The sequence below is a fragment of the Flavobacterium sp. GW823-FHT04A11 genome (genome assembly GCF_058796535.1).
The window spans coordinates 884879-907293 of sequence record NZ_CM179503.1; the positions used below are offsets into that span (position 1 = coordinate 884879).

The 22415-nt window shown below is 36.5% G+C and carries 13 protein-coding genes; 2 read left to right on the plus strand and 11 right to left on the minus strand.

Annotation, left to right across the window (positions count from 1 at the left end; genetic code table 11):
- Positions 1-120: 120 nt before the first annotated feature.
- From AC3QL1_RS04030 to AC3QL1_RS04075, 10 genes are all read right to left on the minus strand, one after another.
- Entirely contained in the window at positions 121-2358 is a 2238-nt protein-coding gene (locus AC3QL1_RS04030) for a glycoside hydrolase family 3 C-terminal domain-containing protein (protein WP_492495316.1), read from the minus strand.
- 47 nt (positions 2359-2405) lie between these two features.
- A complete protein-coding gene (locus tag AC3QL1_RS04035) occupies positions 2406-3986 on the minus strand; it encodes a GH39 family glycosyl hydrolase (protein WP_492495317.1) in 1581 nt (526 codons plus the stop codon).
- Positions 3987-4063: 77 nt separating this feature from the next.
- On the minus strand, positions 4064-6070 hold the full coding sequence (locus AC3QL1_RS04040; RefSeq protein WP_492495319.1) for a glycoside hydrolase family 97 protein: 2007 nt from the start codon (positions 6068-6070) through the stop codon (positions 4064-4066).
- Between the two features lie 272 nt (positions 6071-6342).
- A complete protein-coding gene (locus AC3QL1_RS04045) occupies positions 6343-8739 on the minus strand; it encodes a glycoside hydrolase family 31 protein (protein ID WP_492495321.1) in 2397 nt (798 codons plus the stop codon).
- Positions 8740-8767: 28 nt separating this feature from the next.
- A complete protein-coding gene (gene galB, locus AC3QL1_RS04050) occupies positions 8768-11251 on the minus strand; it encodes a beta-galactosidase GalB (protein WP_492495323.1) in 2484 nt (827 codons plus the stop codon).
- 77 nt (positions 11252-11328) lie between these two features.
- Positions 11329-12699, minus strand: coding sequence for a hypothetical protein (locus AC3QL1_RS04055; protein ID WP_492495325.1), 1371 nt, complete (start codon positions 12697-12699; stop codon positions 11329-11331).
- A 23-nt stretch (positions 12700-12722) separates the two neighbouring features.
- Complete coding sequence (locus AC3QL1_RS04060) at positions 12723-14294, minus strand: RagB/SusD family nutrient uptake outer membrane protein (RefSeq protein WP_492495326.1); 1572 nt, start codon at positions 14292-14294, stop codon at positions 12723-12725.
- Positions 14295-14304: 10 nt separating this feature from the next.
- Entirely contained in the window at positions 14305-17436 is a 3132-nt protein-coding gene (locus AC3QL1_RS04065) for a SusC/RagA family TonB-linked outer membrane protein (RefSeq protein ID WP_492495328.1), read from the minus strand.
- Positions 17437-17483: 47 nt separating this feature from the next.
- The gene (gene xylA / locus AC3QL1_RS04070) at positions 17484-18803 is read right to left on the minus strand and encodes a xylose isomerase (RefSeq protein ID WP_115847780.1); all 1320 of its coding nucleotides are present in this window, start codon (positions 18801-18803) and stop codon (positions 17484-17486) included.
- 2 nt (positions 18804-18805) lie between these two features.
- Positions 18806-20299, minus strand: a complete 1494-nt coding sequence (locus AC3QL1_RS04075) for a xylulokinase (protein ID WP_492495330.1) — start codon at positions 20297-20299, stop codon at positions 18806-18808.
- A 389-nt stretch (positions 20300-20688) separates the two neighbouring features.
- On the opposite strand from AC3QL1_RS04075, the gene AC3QL1_RS04080 reads away from it, so the two are divergent.
- Positions 20689-21405: an NUDIX hydrolase gene (locus tag AC3QL1_RS04080; protein ID WP_492495332.1), complete on the plus strand. Its 717-nt coding sequence runs from the start codon at positions 20689-20691 to the stop codon at positions 21403-21405.
- Entirely contained in the window at positions 21405-22139 is a 735-nt protein-coding gene (locus tag AC3QL1_RS04085) for an NUDIX hydrolase (protein WP_492495334.1), read from the plus strand. The genes AC3QL1_RS04080 and AC3QL1_RS04085 overlap by 1 nt, the downstream gene beginning before the upstream one ends.
- 37 nt (positions 22140-22176) lie before the next feature.
- Here AC3QL1_RS04085 and AC3QL1_RS04090 read toward each other — a convergent pair whose 3' ends face one another.
- Complete coding sequence (locus AC3QL1_RS04090; protein WP_492495336.1) at positions 22177-22407, minus strand: hypothetical protein; 231 nt, start codon at positions 22405-22407, stop codon at positions 22177-22179.
- Positions 22408-22415 lie beyond the last annotated feature (8 nt).

The following is a 22415-nucleotide window of genomic DNA, read 5'->3' on the forward strand; positions in this document are numbered from 1 at the left end:
TCTCAGTTTTATTCAGGTAACTTCATTTCTATTTATGTTTCTATGTGTTAAAACAATTACACCCAAAGGGTTAAAATAATGCTCTTTAATAAAAATCAAAGAGCATTAATATTTCAAGCTTTATTTAATTGTTACGACAACTTCTTTCTTGATATCTCTTGAAGAGTTTCCTAATTTTAAAGTATATTTCCCTGGCTCAATTGTCCATTTTTTGGCAGTTACATCATAATAAGCCAATTCTTTAACCGGAACTTTTATGGTTACTGTTGCTGAACTTCCTGCTTTTACCAATACTTTATTGAAACCTTTTAATTCCTGTGCAGCACGCGTTATTTTCGAATCAGATTTTGAAGAATATAATTGAACAACTTCTTTTCCATCGACTTTTCCTGTGTTTTTAACTTCAACAGAAACTGAGATTGTCTCGTTTTGTGCATACGAAGTTTTGTCCGTTTTTGCATTATCAAAAGCAAAAGTGGTGTATGATAATCCAAATCCGAAAGGATATAATGGTGTAACGTTTTTAGTATCAAACCAACGGTATCCTACCAAAATTCCTTCAGCATAGTTAACGGTTTTTCCTCCAGGGAAACTGTTTGTGGCGTGTGCCGGAGAATCCATGATGTTTTTAGGCATTGTCCAAGGTAATTTTCCTGATGGATTTACTTTTCCTAAAATTACATCGGCCAAAGCATTTCCTCCTTCTGAACCATTAAACCATGACCAAACCACAGCCGGCGCTTTTTTGCTTACTGCATCAATATCAAAAGGTGCACCGGCAACAAAAACAACAATTGTTCTTGGATTTGCAGCGATTACTTTCTGAATTAATTCTTCTTGTCCAAAAGGTAATTTTAAAGTTCTTCTGTCAGATGCTTCTGTTTCGTAATCACGGTTTGAACCCGCAAAAATGATCGCAACATCAGATTTTTTAGCTGCTTCAACCGCTTCCTGAACTTTTGCTGGATCTACCTGATCGATTGTAACAGGACCATTTGAAGTAATATTTCCTAAATTTCCTTTGTTTTTTTCATCGTAACGCTCCAAATATCCTTCTGCATAATTGATTTTTACCGAAGATGGCAATCTGTTTTTTAGACCTTCAAGTGGTGTAACTTCTCTTTTGGTTTTTACACCGGCACCAAATCCGCCAAGAGCGTTTTTCTTTGTTGCATTGTTTCCAATTACGGCGATAGATTTTACTCCGTCTAACTTTAATGGCAGTGCGTTATTTTCATTTTTCAATAAAACGATGTCTTCAGCCGCAATTTTGTAGGCGTCCTGATAATGTGCTTCGGTTGCAATACTTCCTTTTACACGACCTTTTGCGCCCATTGCTTTTACCTGGAATAAAGTGCGTAAAATTCTTTTTACATGTTTATCCAATTCTGCTTCTGAGATTTCTTTGTTTTTTGCAGCAGCGATTAATTTATCGGCAAGGAAAAATTCATTGAATGGTTTTGGAGTTCCCATTTCAATATCTAATCCGCTTTGTAAAGATTTTACTGTTGAATGAACCGCAGCCCAATCTGAAACGACAACGCCTTTAAATCCCCATTCTTCACGAAGGATTTTGTTCAGCATATAATCGTTTTCACATAAATATTCTCCTCTGAATTTATTGTAAGCGCCCATTACCGCATAAGCGTGAGCTTCTTTTATCGATGCTTCGAATGCTGGTAAATAAATTTCACGAAGTGTTCGTTCGTCCATTCTAACATCGACAAAATCACGATTTGTTTCCTGATTGTTTGCTGCAAAGTGCTTTACGCAAGCCATAACATCGTTGTCCTGTAAACCAACAATTAACGGCACCGCAATTTTTTTGTTCAAAAATGGATCTTCACTCATGTATTCATAAGTTCTTCCTCCAAGCGGTGTTCTAACAATATTTATGGCTGGCGAAAGCAGCATATCTTTGTCTCTGGCACGTAATTCCTGTCCAACACTATTTCCGAAAGTATACGCCATTTCAGCATTCCATGTTGCGGCTAAACCTCCGCCTGCAGGATAATAAGTTGCAAAATCATTTGTTAATCCTGCCGGAGCCCAATTATCACGTGAGATTTCTTCACGAACTCCTAGTGGTCCGTCGGCCATTTTAAGTTCCGGAATTCCCAAACGTTTGACACCGCCGGAAGTAAACATGCTGTTACCGTGCAGCATTCCGATTTTTTCTTCAAGCGTCATTTGAGCCACTAACTTGTCGATTTCGGCGTCAAATTCTGAACCTATTTCTTTTCCTTTGTATTCTTCTTTTTGAGCCGAATCAGAACCTGAACTTTGTGTATCATTTTTACAAGAAGTAAATACTGCAAAAGCCAATGCCGCTGATAGGTATATGATTTTGTTTTTCATGCTTAATAATTTTATTTTAGTTTTTTGAATTCGTATTTTAAAGGAAATTATTGTTTTATAAAATTGAATAACACCACATCATTCTCATTAATTTTATACTCTTTGCTGTACGTTCCTTTTGCATTAATGGTCACTTTTTCACTGGCGATCAAGGCACCATTATTTTTTTCTTTTATAATTTTTACCTGTTCACGGCTTAGCTGAGCCGGTTTTCCCATTGCTAAATAATCAGCGTAAGCGTCATTATTTTTATATCCGACTTTATAAATTTCTAAAGTGTAATTTCCTTTTTGCAAACCATCAACTTCAATTTTTACACTTCCTTTTGGTTTAGCCGGTAAATCCTGAATGTAATAACTCTGATTATTTACGGAATCTCCCGGATGTGTGTTGGTAAAATCCCAAAACAATAACTGAACATCTCCTTTTGCATTTTTGGCTGCCCATGAAGATGTGTCTTTATTTTGAAGTTCTGTTTCTCCTAATTTATTCAAAAATGAATAGGAGAAATAAGCCGGTTTTTTGATTCCCTGCGTATTCAATAACCCAAAACCGCCATGAAAAGGCGTAAATCTTGGTCCTGCTTCTTCAAAAATATCGGTAAAAACCCAATATGACATCGAGTTTGCGGCATTGCCAACTTGTTTTAATTTTTGGAGAATATAAGCTGCCGAATGATAACTGTCGTGAACAGGATCTGCGGGAGTATAGGAAGAACTCCATTCTGTATAATGCAATTCTAATTTTGGCTTAGCCGAATTTGAAATCTGTTTGCGTGAATTGATTACGTCTCCGCTTATACTCGATTCTTCTTTGTTTAAAACGGTTCCCGAAGTTCCAAATTCATCCAGAAATCCTTGTTTAACTCCGTAAGTATGTGTCGAAATAAAATCTAACGGAATATTATTCTTCGCACAGAAATCTATTGTTTCCGGAACCCAGCCTGCACCCGCTGTTGCTGGTCCGCCAACTTTATAGGCAGGATTTACGCTTTTGATTCCGCGTGCTGCGTATTCATATAACTTGAAATATTCTGCCTGAGTTCCTGTCCAGAAACCTGGCGATAAATTGGGTTCATTCCAAACTTCAAAATACCATGTTTTTACTTCTTCAGCTCCGTAACGTTCTGTGAAATGCTGAGTTAAATTTCGAATTAAATCTTCCCATTTTTTATAATCTTTTGGAGGCGTAACGTTTCCTCTCCACCAGAAAATAGTCTGATTTCCACTTGCCAGTGCTGAAGGCATAAAACCCAATTCAACAAAAGGTTTCATTTTAATACTCAAAAGAAAATCATACAAAACATCAATATACTGGTAATTGTATTCGGGATTTCCTTTTGAATCTTCTCTGTAAACCGCCATATCATCAGACAATAAACCGTGCATTCTGATGTATTTAAAATCACATTCTTTTTTGGTCATGGCCAATTGCTGCTGCCAGTCGGCGCGCAAACCTTCATTGGCTCTTCCGGCGCCAATACATTCTTTGAACATGGTATTTAATGCTCCTGAAGTTTTATTGTAATCTACTTTTATGATTCTGTTTTCTGCAACAGGATTTTGTCCAAACAAATTAATATTGATTAGAAGTAATGAAATAAATAGTATTGTTGAATAATTTTTCATTGAATGATAGTATTTATAATCGTTACGTTATTAAACCCGACAGGTTTTTGAAACCTGTCGGGTTTGCCAATCTATATTTATAATTTTTTAAATCTTATTGCTGTTCCTCCCGCTCCGCCTAAATGTAATTTTAGTGAATCTGAGGCTTTAACGGTTTTCTTAGAAATCGCTACTTCAGCTGGATTGTGAGTTTCATCTGTTCCTTCAGCGTCAGCATAAATCTGTGCTTCGTAAGTTGCATTTGGATCTAAAAATGACAATGAAACATTTACGTCTCTTGCATTTTCATTTGTGATTGTTCCTAAATACCAATCGTTGCTGTTTCTGTCTTTACGTGCTGTTGTGATGTATTGCCCAATTTTTCCTTCCAAGACTTTTGTGTCTTCCCAATCTGTTGGAACATCTTTTAAGAATTGTAATGCTGGTTTTCCTTCGTAATTTTCAGGAAGATCCGCCATCATTTGTATCGGAGCATAAATCGTTACGTACAACGCCAATTGCTGCGCTGCTGTTCCGTGAACTCTTTTTCCCGGATATCCTTGTTTTACTTCAACATCAAAAATTCCCGGTGTAAAATCCATTGGCCCTGAAAGCAATCTTGTAAACGGAATAATCGTCAAATGGTTTGGTGGATTTCCTTCGCTCCAAGCGTTATATTCCTGTCCGCGTGCTGCTTCTCTTGAAACCATGTTCGGGAAAGTTCTTCTTTCTCCGGTATCTTTTATTGATTCATGATATAAAACCGCTAGATCATATTGAGCTGCTTTTTCAAGAATATATCTGAAATAATTCACTCCAAATTGTCCGAAGTGCATTTGTTTCATGTTTAATTTTGAACCTACGTGTCCAATTTTAACCGAATGAATTCCCAGTTTTTTGTATAAGGCAAAACCTTCGTCAACTTCTTTTAAATAATTGATTAAGTTAGAACCCGTTTCATGGTAACCAATCAATTCTACATCTTTTTTCTTTCCATACTCCACCACTTTTTCTAAGTCGAAATTGTCTGCACTTTTTGTGAAGCTAAACATATGCATGTGGTTTTCATACCATTGTGGTGTCCAGCCTTTGTTCCAGCCTTCGATTAATAAATGATGGAAACCTTCTTTTGCCGTAAAATCAATATATTCTTCGGCGTGTTTGGTTGTTGCACCTTGTTTGTCGCTTTCCCAAAAAGTATATTTTCCGATGTGCATTCCCCACCAGATTCCGAAGTATTTGTATGGTTTGAAATAACTTGCTGTGTTTTTTAATTTGTTTGGTTCGTTTAGATTTAAAATCAAATAAGACGTAATTAAATCTGCCGGAGTTTCTCCTATTTGAAGCGTTCTCCATGAAGATGTAAAGGTATCTTTTACACGCACTTTTACACCATCTGCCCACGGCACCAAATCAGATTTTAGTTGCGTTCCGGTTGTATTAACCAAAGTCATACTCGCAAAATCTACCAGATTTGCTTCGTGAAAACTTAAAGCTAAACCACTTTTGCTTTCGATTGTAAGCGGAGTCAAAACGGTATCAAGCGTACTTACCGGAGCATCTTTAAAAAGATATTCGTCACGGTTTTCTCTGTTTGCCGGAATCCACCATGCTTTTCCATCTTCTTTTAGATTAAAAGTCGTTTTTTCATCCATAATGAAAATACTGTCTTTTACACTTTGTTTTGGATAGACATATCTAAAAGCGATTCCGTCATCAAACGCACGAAACTGAATTTCTAGTTTACGTTTGTTTCCCGCTTTTTGCTGTAATTGAACCGATAACTGATTGTAGTGATTTCTGATGTTTTTCTTTTCTCCCCAAACTTGTTCCCAGGTTTCATCAAAAGTCGAGTTTTTGACGCTTTTGATTTCAAAATCTGAACTTAAATTTTCATTTCCTTTTAATAAAAATCCCATATCAGATGGTGTTATCACTTCGGTTTTTCCGTGTGAAACAGCATATTTAGGAGCGTTTTTTACTAACTCAAATTTGATTTTGTTCTGCCCGTTTGGCGAAGCCAATTCGTAAGCATTTTTATTTTTCTGACTGTATCCAATCGTAATCGAAAGCAGTACGGCTGGGAGAATTAGATAGTTTTTCATGTTTTTTGGAATTATATTTTTTTAGCCACGAATTCACGAATTTTATTAATTAAATCTTTGGCTAGATTATTTTAAACACATAGAATCATAGTTTATTTGAAACTAAAAAAAAGGCGTTTCACTTGTTTAAATTCACATAGCTATGTGTTGAAACTAGTTTCTTTTTATTCTCTTTTTCAGAAACAAAAAGTCTATGTTTCTATGTGTTTATTTTTTTCGCCACGAATTCACGAATTATAGAGATTAAATTCGTGAATTCGTGGCTAACTTTTTTACTTAACCCACTCCGTTTTGAAAGTGGTTTTTCCGTTTAACGGATTTGCAGTTACATCAAAATTGTTTCCGTTTTTGGTTACTTTTATTTCTTGCACTGCATCGCCATCCGGTAGAAATACTTTGGCTGTCGCCGAAGTTGTTTTATCACTTGCGTATACTTTCAAGGTTAATTTACTCCAATCCATGTCTTTTGTAGATTGTGCTAAAGCGATGTGAGGCAAAGCTGTTCCGTCTTTTACTAAAACTACGATTGGCACTTCGCCGGCTTTGATTTTATGCCATCCTGATTGGTATATTTTTTTAGTTTGGTAATCAATCCAAGTTCCTTCCGGAAGATAAACGTCTCTTTCTGTTACTTCTTCGAAAAGTGGTGCAACCAACATACTTGAACCGAATAAATATTCATTGTCAACTAACCATGCGCCCGGATCATTTGGATATTCTACAAATAAAGCACGCATCATTGGCAATCCTTTTTGAGAACTTTCTTTGGCCTGAGCGTAGATATATGGCATTAATTCGTAACGCATATTATCTGCTTTTCTAAATCCTTCAAGGAAATCTTTAGAGTACAACCATGGTTCGCGCGGAGGTTCACCGTGGCTTCTTACGTGTGAAGTAAACATCCCGAAAGGCGCCCATCTTCTGTATAAATTCTCCGGAGATTTTGTTGCAAATCCTCCCACATCATGACTCCAGAAACTGAATCCGCTTAATCCTAATGAAAGTCCGCCGCGTAATTCTGCCGACATTGCTCCGTTTGAAGTTTCGGCATCTCCACCCCAGTGTAGTGGATAACGCTGAGAACCAGCCCACGTACTTCTCGCCCAGATTAAAGTATATCCTTTTTCTTTTTGGGTAATTTCGGCTACAGCCTTATTGTATCTTAATGGATATAAATTGTGTTCGTAAAAACCTGTTCTGCCTGAATGGTAAATTCCGTCTGGCGGAGCAGCTTCTCCGAAATCAACTTTGAAAACCGAAACGCCCTGATCAAATAATTTTTTCAGTTTTGCCTGATACCAGGTTACCGTTTCCGGATTTGAGAAATCCAAAACAGCATCTTCATACGGAAGATTTCCTTTACGGTCCCTTACGGCTAAGTTTTTGTCCATGATTTCATTAAACAAAGTATTTTTTGGCGTGAAATAAGGCAATTGCCATAAACACACATGAAAACCATCGTCTTTTAAATCTGACATCATTTTTTGAGCATCAGGGAAACGCGCTTTTGCAAATTCATAATTGTTTCTCCAGTCTACATCAAACCAACCTGTGTCAAAGTGAATTACATCGGTTGGAATTTTATATTTACGCAAATCTTTTGCTACATCGCGACCTTCTTTTTCAGTAAAATAAGTGATTCGGCTCATCCAGAAACCAAATGACCAAAGCGGTGGCATTGCTGCTTTTCCGGTCAAATCTGTGTATTGGTCTAAAACGTCTTTTGGTTCTCCGATAAAGAAAAATAAATCGGCTTCGTCATCACCAATATACATTTCGTTAGCGCTTGAAAAGTATCTTCCAAAATCTACTGTAATTGGTGTTGAATGGTGCATGAAAACTCCGTAACCACGGCTGCTCATGTAAAACGGAATTGGTTTGTACATCGTTTCATTCTGGATTCCGTTTGCGTCATCCGTCCATAAAACTACTTTTTGTCCGCGTTTGTTGAATTGCGTGAAAGATTCTCCACAACCAAATATTTTTTCGTCCGGTTCTAAGCTAAAAGCCGCGCCCATACTTCTGGAATAATCGCTGTTTCTGCGCACATACGAGAACGGAAGTGTTGGTGTATAACTGTTTTTAAAATCGGTATCGTGAAGTGTACTTGTTAATAATTTTCCGGTTTCATCATAGATTTTTACGTGCCATGGTTTTGATAAAATTTCTACAACTCCATGTTTGCTGGTGTATTTGTGTCCGCCTTCGATTTTAGAGTATTTCCATAATTCAGGATGATTTGGCGCAACGCCATTAACCAGCATTAAAGACTCTTTTTGAGGATGAAATTGCGGTCCTGAAGTCGTTTTTATTCTGATGGTTCTGTCTGAAACAAATTGAATTTCGAAAGGTAATTCCGGAGAAACTTCGTATTCTGTTGTTGGAAATTCGTTTGGTTTTTCTACATCAGGTTTCATCATCATGTTGTTGAAAGCCTGACGTGTTTTATAATTATATCTCAAATATTTTATCGTTCCTTTTCCTGTTGCAGGATCAAAACCCGTTAGCTCATCGGCAAAATAAAAAGTGTTCAGGTAATTCTGAAAATCCTTGCTGATATCTATTGGAGCATTTAGCACATCGGCATTTTGAATTTGTGCAGACGCTTTTGGCGAAAGCAATCCAAAACCCATGAATAGAGATAATGAGGCTATCTTTATTTTTTTCATTGTGTCTTTTTTAGTTTGTTTATAGTGGTTATTCTGCTGTAATTACAATTGTTGCGGGTTTTAATCCATTCGCTTTAGCGGTTAATTCCAGTCTTCCGGTTTTAGTATCAGACTGAATAATTACCAGACATTTTCCGTTAAGAGCGGTATGTTTTGAACCTTTGTAGGATTCATGACTTACCGGATCTCCGCTGCAAACGCCTACGATTTTTCCTTTTCCGTTTAATGAAAAGTTGATTTCGTTATTTGCATTTGGTGCCAAAGTTCCTTTTTCGTCTAAAATATCAACGGTTACAAACGACAAATCATTTCCGTCTGCTTTTATCGTACTTCTGTCTGCGGTTAATTTTAATTTGGATGGATTTCCTGCTGTTTTAATTTCGGTTTCCAAAACTGTTTTTCCGTTTTTACGGGAAACTGCTTTTAGTGTTCCGGCCTGAAAAGGAATTCTCCACATAATGTGTAAATCATCTCCTTTTTTACTGCGAACTCCAACTGATTTTCCGTTAAGGAAAAGTTCCACCTCATCGGCTTTATTATAATATGCCCAAACATCTACGGTTTGTCCTGCTTTCCAGTTCCAATGTGGGAAAATGTGCAGAACCGTTTTGTCTGTCCATTCGCTTTGGTACATATAATACACATCTTTTGGGAAACCGGCTAAATCTACAATTCCGAAATAAGAACTGATAGACGGCCATTCGTAGGGAGTTGGTTCTCCGATATAATCGAAACCGGTCCAGATGTACATTCCGGAAAGAAAATCGTGTTTTTTAATCACTTTCCAGGTTGCTTCATGAGTTGATCCCCAAGGCGCCTGCACCTGATCGTAAGCGGAAACAGTGTTTCCGGGATTTCCTTCTGTAAATTTAAGATCCCATCTTACCGGCCATTTTTTGATCGTGTCTGAAACGGCATCATAATAACCGCGAGTTTGTAAACCAGAAGTTGTTTCGGTTGCGATGAAAGGAATTCCAGGGAAATTCTTTTGATGATGTTCATACGTTTGATGCGCGTAATTATATCCTATAAGATCTAAAACACCCGATTTTGCAATGGCATTAAACTGAACGTTCTTTTTTTCGAACTGTAACGTTACGGCATCAATATTCATGTTTACCGGCGGATTCATCGCTGCTGTCAACGGACGTGTTTTATCGTATTGACGTGTTATTGCTGCTAATTCTTTGGCAATTGCCACTCCGTTTTCGTTCCATTGTTCCGGAATTTCATTTCCAATACTCCAGATAAAAATACTTGGATGGTTACGGTCACGAAGCAATTGATCGGTTAGATCTTTCTTGTGCCATTTGTCCCAATCATTTCCATAATCGTATTTGGTTTTGGTCTGTTTCCACATGTCAAATGCTTCATCCATGACAATGAAACCCATTTTATCACAAAGGTCTAAAAGTTCCGGAGCGGGCGGATTATGAGAAGTTCTGATTCCGTTTACGCCCATTTCTTTCAAAATTTCCAATTGACGTTCGATGGCGCGCGTATTAATTGCAGAACCCAGCGGACCTAAATCGTGGTGCATGCAAACTCCTTTAATTTTTACTTGTTTGCCATTTAAAATGAAACCTTTGTCGACATCAAACTTAAAATCTCTGATTCCGAAATTGGTTTTATATTGATCTACAATTTTATCATCTACCGAAATCTCTGTAACTGTAGTATACAATTCAGGTTTTTCTACAGACCATAAAACTGGCGTTTCAACCTGAGTTTCTTGTTTAATGGTTTGGTATGCATTTGCTGCAATGGTTATATTTTGTGTAACGGATGTTACTTTGGTATCTTCTTTAAAAATAGTAGTGGTTATTGTTGCTTTTTTTGAAGCTGCATTTTGATTCTGAATTGTAGTTTCAAAATTAACCGAAGCTTTTTGAGCAGTAACTTTTGGTGTTGTCACATAAGTTCCCCACTGTGTAACGTGTAATTTATCGGTGGTTTCGATCCAGACATTTCTAAAAATTCCTGATCCTGAATACCAGCGTGAATTTGGTTGTTTTGAATTGTCAACCTTTACAATAATTTCATTGTTTTTATCGCCGTAATTTAAGTAAGGCGTCATGTCATACTGAAAGCCAATATATCCGTTTGGACGTTTCCCTAAATGATGTCCGTTTACCCAGACTTCACTGTTTTTATAAACTCCATCAAAGGTTATTGATATTACTTTACTGCTATCAGAAGCACTAATGTTAAAAGTTTTTTTATACCAACCTAATCCTCCATTCAATGCTCCGCCTCCATATCCGGCCGGGCTTTTTTCATCAAATTTCCCTTCAACGCTCCAGTCATGCGGGACATTTAAGGTTCTCCATTTTGTTGAAGTTCCAATGGTATCTTTATCTGTTAGAGTATCATTTAGGTGAAAACTCCAATCTGAATTAAAAGAAACTTTGCGGTTATTAAATTTTTGATCACCCGATGTTTCACATGCTGTCAAAAGAAGAAAGCACGCAAAAAGTAATCCTATTTTTTTATATAAAGTAAGGTGAAGCATAGTAGTATAAATTTTAAAATAACCTGAAAGCAATTGAACTGCTTTCAGGTTATTGTTAAACTAAAAACTGTAAAAGTTTAAGGAATGATGTAATGGAAAACGAACCATTCATCCTTAGTAGCATCATAAGATGTTCCTAACCAAATACCTTTTTGCAGAAATCCTGTATTATATGCTTTAACTACTTTAATCACATTTGTTGTTGGATTCATCCAGCTATTTGAATTTTGGATCAGTGTTTCTGTTCCTAAATTAATTTCGTTGGTTGCCGCATTTATAGTAAAAATTCCTGAAGTTACTACTCCATTTTGACTGCGGGTATAGTTAAGTTTACCTCCCCATTGATCAAAACGTATCCATGAATTACCAGCTATTGTTGCCCATTCAGGGTTCCATCCCCAATCTGAAGAACTACCAGGTCCAGTTGTCCAACCAATCCCTTTTCCAATCCAGTCTACAGGATTTCCTGTTGCATCTAAAGCCCAAACTCTTCCTGCACCAGCTCCTCCAGTTAACATTGTCAATAGCTCACCAGGAGCAAAAGTAGGATTGTAACCTTCATCAAGAACAGGATCTGTAATTACAGGAACATAGTTGTCTGCATATTCTTTAGAAACAAAATTCCAGATATACCACCATGGACCTTCACTATTAGTTCTCTTAATTGCAATTCTTAACTGATTATCTGTAAGTGTTAATACTTTAATATTATCTGTCCAGTTACTTGCATTTGCAATATAATTATCCGGTCTTAGAATTGTTACATTTGTTGTTGTAAGTGTATGAGCATTGATATCTAAGAAGTATGCTCCACTTTCAATAGTCGTTCCATCAGCTTCATGAACGGTCATGAATGGTCCGCCATCAAGGCTGAATGTCATGTATCTTCCCCAGTGCATATCAGCATCTGTACTTGCATTAGCATTTCCTGCCGGTTCCCAGTTTGGAGAAAATTTCCCCCATTCTACAACACCTGAAGGATCTGCAAAAGACATTGCACCTGGTGCCAAGCCATATTGACCATTATCCATAATCCATGATTTCTTGTGACCAACTCCACCAGATAATGCAGTCCAAAGAGGATCATTAACGTAATTTAAGTTATCTGCACTTACTGTTATCGTTACCGGATCTAACTCAACAATACCACCACCGGTTGTTGCAGAAATTTTGATCGTGTAAGTACCTTTAAAAGCATATTTTACTGTTTCTACAGCTTTGCTTGATTTTCCTGTTCCGTAATCCCAATTCAATATAACTCCTGGAGTTGTATTTTTTAGTATTACAGTATTACCAGCCGGATCTACAGCTAAATCCTGAGTAATTTCATAATGTATATCCGATTTATCCATCGCACCGTCCAGAGAATAGGAGTCTGGAGAACAAGATGAAACCAGCATTAGCGCTAACACCAAAAATGATGTAATTAATAATTTAATATTTTTCATTTTCTTTGATTTTTTAGTTAAAATTACCAACCGGTATTTTGCTTTAAAACTCCTCCTGATAATGTAATCTGAGTATTTGGAATTTGTGCCAGTCCTTTTGTTTCCAAAATTTTACCGGCAGAAATTGTTTTTGTTCCGGCTACTCCACCACTTAGCAAAGTTGTCGTTTCTGCAATAGCAGTAGAAGCTTTTCCAATACCCTGACGTAATAAATCGTAGTATCTTATACCTTCAAGAGCAAACTCAAGACGTCTCTCATTCATAATATTATCAGCATTTACCGGTAATGATACAAAATTCTCTTTGTAAGCTCTTTGTCTAACTTCATCAAAGTAACGTTGTGCATTTCCACTACCAAGTTCTGCAGCCATTAATAAAACGTCTGAATATCTTAATACTACGTAATCCTGAAATTGGCTTATATCCCAAAACTGGCTTCCCATAGCAATCGGAAGATCTACTCCATCTTTATTCACCATTGGAGAATACTTTTTGTTATAATAACCTGTGTATTCTCTCTGGCTGTTCTTTTTATCAAATTTTATTTTTTCTTCATCAACACCAATTATACTTGCTGTACGTCTTGTATCTGTTGCATTGTAAGCATTCCATAATTTTGAATTTACCGTAACACCCCAACCACGGCCATAAGGATAAGATGAGAATTCTCTCATTCCGAACATTACCATCCATTGGTTACTATCTGTGTTTCCGTTATAATCACTTGTGTAAGTATATTTTATAGAGAAAACAAATTCCTGATTGGCTTCACCAGCATATTTCTCTACTGAAGCTGCCGGCCATAAAGTAGAAAAATCAGCTACTAAACCATGTCCGCTAGAAGTAATAACATCTTCCAAATGTCCTAAAGCCTGAGTTTTAGTTACCACACCGGCTAAATCAGTTTTACCATAATATCCTGTGTAAAATAAATAAACACGTCCCAGTAAAGATTTTGCTGCCCATTTTGTAACACGTCCGTTTGGTTTAACATTATAAGCTTCTGTAGGCAAATTATTTGAAGCAAATACTAAATCTTCAGCGATCAATTTATAAATTTCTTCAGGAGTCGATTGTGGTACATTTTCAGAAGTTGGTACTGTTATTAAAGGTACACTTCCCCACAAACGAGCCATTTCAAAATAAAGATAAGCTCTGATAAACTTAGTTTCAGATTCGTATGTATTTCTTAAAGCAGTATCTCCACCCCATTCAATCTGATCCATTTTGGATAATAACATATTACAACGGTAAATTCCTTTATAATAAGCAATCCAGTTTGTGTTTAATATATCAACATCTGAAGGAGATCTTGAAATATCAAACTCGTCTATGGCTGCATAATTGTAACCATCTGAATTTCCGGTACCTCCAAAACAATCATCAGACATTACTTCGCTCATTACAGGAACTCCCATTCCTGCACCGCCTGTTGCAACCTGCATTCCATCATAACAACCAACTAATGCTACATAAGCATCGTCTTTTGTTTTGTAAAAACTTGTATCTATTGGTGTCAAAGGTTCTGTTTCTAAACTACAAGAACCCAAAGACAATAAACCCAAACAGAAAATATATAAATATGTATTTTTCATCTTTTTATTATTAAAGTTTAACATTTAACCCCATCATGAATGTTCTTGGTCTTGGATAATATCCAACATCTACACCTGATGAAAATTTTTGGTCATCGTTTGAAGAACCAAATCCAATTTCAGGATCCATACCATTGTATTTCGTGAAAGTGTAAAGGTTTAATACTGAAAAGTAAACTCTAAACTGGCTTGCAAAAAATGGTTTTGATTGTTTCATTTTCGCCAAATCAAATCCTAACGTTACAGTGCTAATTCTTAAGAAATCACCATCCTGAACATATAAATCTGAAAATTGTGTAAAGTTTCTGTTATCTTCTGTTACTCTTGGTATTGTGTTAGAAGAACCTTCTCCGTGCCAACGATCTAATATTGCAGAAGTATAGTTTCCGTAAGCACCTGATTGGTTTCTGTATGATTGTACAATTTGGTTTCCTGCTACTCCGTTTGCCAAAAGCGAAAAGTCAAAAGCTCTGTAACTTGCAGATAAGTTGAATCCATAAGTAAAATCAGGATTTGGATTTCCGATACTTGTTTTATCAGTAGCGTCAATTCTATCATCTCCGTTTGTATTTACGTAAATAAGATCACCAGGAGCCGCAGTTGGTTGTAATACTACTCCATTTGCCGATTTATAATTGTCAATTTGTGCCTGATTTTGGAAAACACCACCGGTTTTATATCCCCAGAAATACCCTAACGGATATCCGTTTTGTGCTCTGTAGAATTCAGGTGAATTATCATAAAGTTCATTCGGTAATCCATGAATCATTCCATCTGCTGTAGGTATTTCTCCAACTGTGTTTTTGTTGTAAGCTCCATTTGCACTAACACTGTATTTAAAATCTCCAATATTATTTTGGTAATTTAAACTCACCTCAACCCCTTTATTCACAACATTTCCTCCGTTAATAAATGGTGCATCTGCACCTGCAGTCGCTAAAATTGGCGCTAATATTAACCAGTCTTTGTTGGTTTTCTTATAAAAATCAACAGTAAGATTTAATGCATTGTCTAAAAATCTTGCGTCAAGACCAAGGTCAATCTGCTCTGAAGTTTCCCATTTTAAATCCAGATTAGATAATCTGTCAGGGTAAGCTCCCGGAGTTAGAACTCCTTCTTCGTTTCCAAAATTATAATTGGTATTATTTACTTTTATTGGTGATAAGTATTGGAAAGCTCTTGCATTCTGATTTCCTACTTGTCCCCAGCTCGCTCTCAATTTAAGAAAGTTTATTACCTTTGAATCTTTTAAGAATGCTTCGTTTGATGCAATCCAACCTCCTGAAACTGATGGAAAATATCCCCATTCATTTTGCTTAGAAAAAATAGAGGATCCATCCACTCTAAAAGTAGCATTTAACAAATAGGTTTCTCTAAAATTATAGTTTAACCTTCCAAAATAAGACATTCTTTTAGTCTGTTGCTTGATACCTTCTAAAGCAATTTTAGCTCCGTCTTTATTCGTAGTATTGTCTAACCAGGCATGCTCTAAATCATCAAAAAATGAATCTGCATTTGTAGCCTGTATAGTAGTTCCGTCAAAATTAATAGATGATGTTCCTACCATTGCCTCAAAACGATGTGTCTCTGCAACATTAAATTTATACGTCAATAAGTTATCCCACGTAAGTGTTTTACCTTTGTTCATGTATTGCGTTACTTTATCAGCAAGACTGTTTGCATAAATAGACAATTGATATTTAGGGAAGTAAGAATGTCCTTCACCTGCATAATAATCAAGACCTAAAGTAGTTTTGAACGTTAAGTTTTTTATTGGCTCAATTTGCAAATAAACATTTCCAAGCAATTTTTGGTTATTGTTTTCATTCTGATTATTATACACCATTAATGCATAAGGATTTGCCTGACCTGCCAACCAAGGTTCGCTGTTTGGGGTACTATTGTAATAGTTACCGTTTGCATCGTACATTGGTAATAACGGTGATGCCTGGAAAGCACTTCTTAAAGAATTACTGTACTGATTTCCAACTCCAATTCCGTTTTTATTGATGTAAGCAAAACTTAAGTTCTGCCCGAAAGTCAATACATCTTTGTACAATTTATGTTCTGAATTGAATCTGAAATTATAACGCTCATAGTCTGATAAATCTTTACCTCCTACAACTCCTTCCTGTCCTAAATAAGACAAAGATGACGAATAAACAGAAGTATCTGAACCACCGGAAGCACCAAATGAGAAGTTTTTAGTTGCAGCGTTATCCACTAACACTTTATCCATCCAATTTGTTCCAGAACCCATTCCGGCAATTTGAGCATTAGTAAAATAAGGCGCTTTTCCTGAATTTACAGCTGCCTCATTTAAAATAGTAGCATATTCAGTTGCGTCTAACATATCTGCTTTTCTCGCTACTGATTGTACTCCGTAATACTGATCAAAAGTAACTTGTCCTGCAGAACCTCTTTTTCCTTTTTTTGTTGTTACCAAAACAACTCCGTTAGAAGCCTGAGATCCATAGATAGCAGCAGATGCCGCATCTTTTAATACAGAAATAGATTCGATATCCGAATTACTTAAATACGAGATATCTGTAGTAAGTATTCCGTCTACAACATATAACGGGCTACTTCCACCTGTTGAACCAACACCTCTGATGACAACATTTAATCCTTCTCCCGGTTGTCCCGAAGTAGATGTAATCTGGATACCTGCTGCCTGCCCCTGAAGTGCCTGTAGCGCATTTGTTGTATTCGTTTTGGCAAGATTTTCTCCACTAACCTGAGTAACAGCATTTGTTACAAGTGTCTTTTTCTGTGAACCATAACCAATAACGACAACTTCTTTAAGATCTGCCGCTTCTGTTTGTAAGGTAATATTAAGTACTCTTTGAGTTCCAACGGTGATACGTTGCGTTTTAAACCCCATAAAACTGATCACGATTACGCTACCTGTTTTTGCTTCAAGCTTAAAATTTCCATCAAAATCTGTTGATGTTGCGGTTTTGGTACCTTCAATTGCGACTGTCGCTCCTGGAACTCCCATACCGTCTTCTGCTGATTTTATAGTTCCGCTTACAGCTTGAGATTGCTCTTGAGCAAAACCAGATTGTATTGTAAAAACGCTTAGCAGGAGCGCCATACAAAACGGAAGCATTGTTGTTTTAATACAATATTTGCTTTTCATAATAATTAAGAATTGGTTTAAATTTATAGTTAGTTACCTGTAATGATTTAATACGCATTCGAAATAATCTGTTCGAATAATTCTTGTCTGCCGCTTAATGGCTGAGGCTCTCCACTTGCACGGGCAATTTTGCTTAGATCTTCAAGAGATAATTCTCCGTTTTCAAACTTCGCTCCGTTTCCACCGTCAAATGAACTGTAACGCTGTGTGCGTAATTTTCTGTAATCTGTATTTTGTAGTATGTGATCTGCGCAGATTAATCCTCTTGCAAAAACATCCATTCCTGAAATGTGCGCAATGAATTTATCTTCTAAATCGATTGAATTTCTTCTCACTTTAGCATCAAAGTTTACTCCACCACCCTGAATTCCTCCACCTTCAAGGATAACCAACATCGCCTGAGTCACTTCCTGAAGATTGATTGGGAACTGATCTGTATCCCAGCCGTTTTGGTAATCGCCACGATTGGCATCAATGCTTCCTAACATTCCGGCATCAACTGCAACTTGTAGTTCATGTTCAAAAGAATGTCCTGCAAGTGTTGCGTGGTTTACTTCAAGATTTAATTTGAAATCATTTTGAAGTCCGTATTTATTAATGAAACCTAATGAAGTCGCAGCATCAAAATCATACTGATGTTTGGTTGGTTCCATTGGTTTTGGTTCGATCAGGAAGTTTCCTTTAAAACCTTCTTTACGGGCATAATCTTTACAAGTATTTAAGAATCTGCCTAAATGGTCTAATTCTCTTTTCATGTCTGTGTTCAACAAACTCATGTATCCTTCGCGTCCTCCCCAAAAAACATAATTCTCACCGCCTAATGCAATAGTAGCATCGATAGCAATCTTTGCCTGAGCTCCGGCATACGCCAAAACATCAAAATTTGGGTTCGTTGCCGCACCGTTCATGTAGCGAGGATTGCTGAATAAGTTTGAAGTTCCCCACAACAATTTAATTCCGGATTCCTGTTGTTTTTGTTTCGCATATTCAACCATAGTCTGAATACGAGTTTCAAATTCTGCTAATGTTGGCGCATCATCCACCACATCAACATCATGGAAACAATAATATGGCAAACCTAATTTTGTCATAAATTCAAAAGCCGCATCCATTTTGTCTTTGGCTCTTAAAATGGCATTTTCATTTTTATCCCATGAAAAAGTTTCAGTCGAAGCTCCAAACGGATCTCCTCCGGTATTACACAGCGTATGCCAGTAAGCCATTGAAAAACGCAAGTGCTCTTTCAATGTTTTTCCTGCAACAACGCGATTTTCATCGTACCATTTAAAAGCTAACGGATTATCACTTTCTCTGCCTTCGAACTTAATTGTATCGATGTTTTTAAAATATTGATTAGTTGTGCTCATTCTTATTGTTCTATTTTAATTTGATTTTTCCATTCCTGATATAAATCCTGATATTGAGAAGTCAGAATTTTGTTGGGTTCAATTCGGTCTAAGCATTGCAATCCTGCGAAAGCTTCGTCAAGCGAATTGTAAAAACCTAAACCGTAAGCAGCGCCTCTTGCAGCACCTTCGGCTCCGGATGTATTGTATAATTCTAGAGTTGTTTGCGTTGTATTGGTAAAAATTTCCCTGAAAACCGGACTTAAGAATAAGTTTGAATTTCCGGCGCGAACTACAGTTCCTGAAGCTCCAACTTCTTTCATTACATCAAAACCATAATTCATGGCAAACACAATTCCTTCGCAGGCCGCGCGCACCAAATGTGACGGCTGATGTATATTAAAATTTAAATTCTGAATTCCAGAGGTTGCATTTTTATTGTTGAAAATACGCTCAACGCCATTTCCAAAAGGATAAAAACGAAGTCCGTTGCTTCCCGCTTCTACTTTTGCAGCTTCGGCATTTAATTTTTCATAGGCAATTAACTCACTTCTGTCGACTGACATAATTTTACGCAACCATTGGTATAAAATTCCCGAACCGTTAATACACAACATAACTCCGTTGCGTTTTTCGGTTTCTGTATTATTGACGTGTAAAAAAGTATTGATTCTATTTTGTTTGTCGTACGCATCCTGATCGCTTACGGCATAAACTACTGCCGAAGTTCCTGCTGTTGTAGCGATTTCGCCAGGTTTCAAAACATTCAATGACAATGCATTGTTGGGCTGATCCCCTGCGCGGTATGTAATTTTAGCATCCGGATTCAATCCTAATTGCTGAGCAATTTCCGGGTGAATGGTAGCCTGAATTCCAAAATTGGAAACAATTTCCGGAACGATATCCGAAGATAATCCCATTTGAGAAAGGATTTCTGTGGCCAGTTTTCCTTCAGAGAAATTCCACAAAGCAGCTTCTGACAATCCTGAAGTACTGATTTGGGCTACTTTTGATAATTTCGCAGCAATAAAATCGCCCGGAAGCATCATGTATTTTGCTTTCGCGAAAATTTCCGGCTGATTGTCTTTTACCCATTTAAGTTTTGAAGCGGTAAAATTTCCCGGACTTCCTAAAATTTGTTTTTGGGAGTTTTCGGCACCAATTTTAGCATAAATTTCATCGCCAATAATCGCGGCGCGGCTATCACACCAAATAATCGAGGAACGAACCGGGTTCAAATTTTCATCGGTTAAAACCAAACCGTGCATTTGATAGGCAATTCCAATTCCGGCAATTTTCTTTAAATCAATATTAGATTTTGAACCTAATTGCTTGATTCCGTCTTGAACATATTGCCACCACGATTCAGGATCTTGTTCTGCCCAACCAAATTGTTGTGCAATAATTGGCATTTCAAAATCAGGAACACTTACTGCGCCAATCGTCGTTCCTTTTTCAGGATCGAAAACTGATAATTTTATTGAAGAGCTTCCTAAATCAATTCCTAAAAAAAACATTTGTGGTACTTTTTAATTAGTTATAGATTTGTCCATTCAAACTTATAGTCAAACTGAACTTATCTTATGGTTATTTTGACTACAAGTGTAAAACATTTTTTCTATATTAACAAAATATTAGGTGTTTTTTTTGGCTATTCAGATTATTAGATATTCATTTTTACAGATACATCAAAATATCGATTGAAAGTGAAATAAAAATTGTCAAAAAAATAACGAATTATGAATTTGACAATCAGACATTTAAGGATTAAAATTCGAAAATAGAAAAATTAGCAATTAAACAATACCCTGATTATCAGAAAATTGTTACGTTAAAAAAAATATAAAGCTTTTGTGAAAGCTATTATTCATTTTATTTATTTAATTTGTCAAAATTTAAATAGCATATGGTTAAAAATGTATCCGACGATTCAGCTTTAAAAAGCGAGCAGACCGCAATGAACGCGATCACGATTGACTGTGTGATATTTGGTTTTGATAAAGGAAGTTTAGAAGTACTTTTGGTACAGCACGGAGAAGGAATCAGTAAAGGAAAATGGGGACTTCCGGGAGGTTGGATCTATAAAAAAGAAAGTACAGACGACGCCGCACATCGTTTATTGAATGAACTTACAGGACTTGACAATATTTATCTGGAGCAGTTAAAAGCATTTGGCGACCCGGACCGTTTCCCGCTTCGACGCGTTATTACGATTGGTTATTATGCTTTGGTAAAACGAGAAGACTATAATATTAAAGCCGGTTTTACAGCATCTGATGCCAAATGGTACAAAATAAATAGTATTCCGGATTTGATTTATGATCATAATGAAATCCTTGCTTATAGTTTAAAACATCTTCAAAACAGGGTTCGTCAGGCGCCGCTTGGATTTAATCTTTTGCCTGAAAAATTTACCTTATTACAATTGATGCATCTATATGAAGAAATTTTGGGAATCGAGATGGATAAATCCAACTTTCGCAGAAAAATTCTTCACATGAAATTATTGGTTGCCTTAGATGAAAAGCAACAAGACGTTTCACACAGAGCCGCAAAATTGTATAAGTTTGATCCAGATATTTACAAAAAACTGACGGAAAAAGGTTTTAATTTTGAGTTTTAATGACATCTTCCTCTTTTAAAAATATTCTGCAAACCAATACTGTTCTAACCAAAGATTCAAAATCGGTTATAGAGGGTATTTCTATTGATTGTGTTATTTTTTCTTTCGATAAAAAAAACCTTGAAGTTCTGTTAGTTCAACACGCAGAAGGAGAAAGTATTGGGAAATGGGGACTTTTGGGAGGAAATTTATATCTGGAAGAAAGTGTTGATAATGCTGCTTTGCGAATATTATATGAACTTACGAGTCTAGACAACATTTATCTGGAACAGTTAAAAGCTTTTACAGATCCTGATCGTGTAAAAAGTACCAGAGTTATAACAGTAGGATATTATACTTTGGTCAATCGCGAAGATTATAATATTAAAGCCAGTGTTTCGGTAATTGAAGCAAAATGGCACAAGATTAAGGATATCCCAAATTTGATTTTTGACCACAATGAAATTCTCGAATTTAGTCTGATGCAATTGCGAAATCGCGTTCGTCAGGCTCCAATAGGTTTTAATCTGCTGCCTGAAAAATTTACTTTATTGCAATTAATGCATCTTTACGAAGAAATATTAGGAATCGAACTGGATAAGTCCAACTTTCGCAGAAAGATACTGCACATGAAATTATTAGTTGCGCTTGATGAGAAGCAACAGGATGTTTCGCACAGAGCGGCAAAGTTGTACAAATTCGATCCGGAGATCTACAAAAAACTGACCGAAAAAGGGTTTAATTTTGAATTCTAAAAAAATGCCCAAAGAAAATCTTCAGGCATTTTAAGTTTTAAGGCATACAAACAATAATTACATTACAATACCCTTCTACAATTCCTTGAAATTGATTAGGATCCTGATCTCCTGAATTGGCTGCAATTCCTCGTCCGCTTGCGCAAATAGAAGTAGGAACACCTCTTGGACCGCAAACGGTTCCTATATTACCACCCTTTATTCCTTTCAGTTCTTCTTTTGAAAGCCTGCCAAATTTTTCAGCCAGCTTCATGGTTTGTTTTTCCATAATTTGTT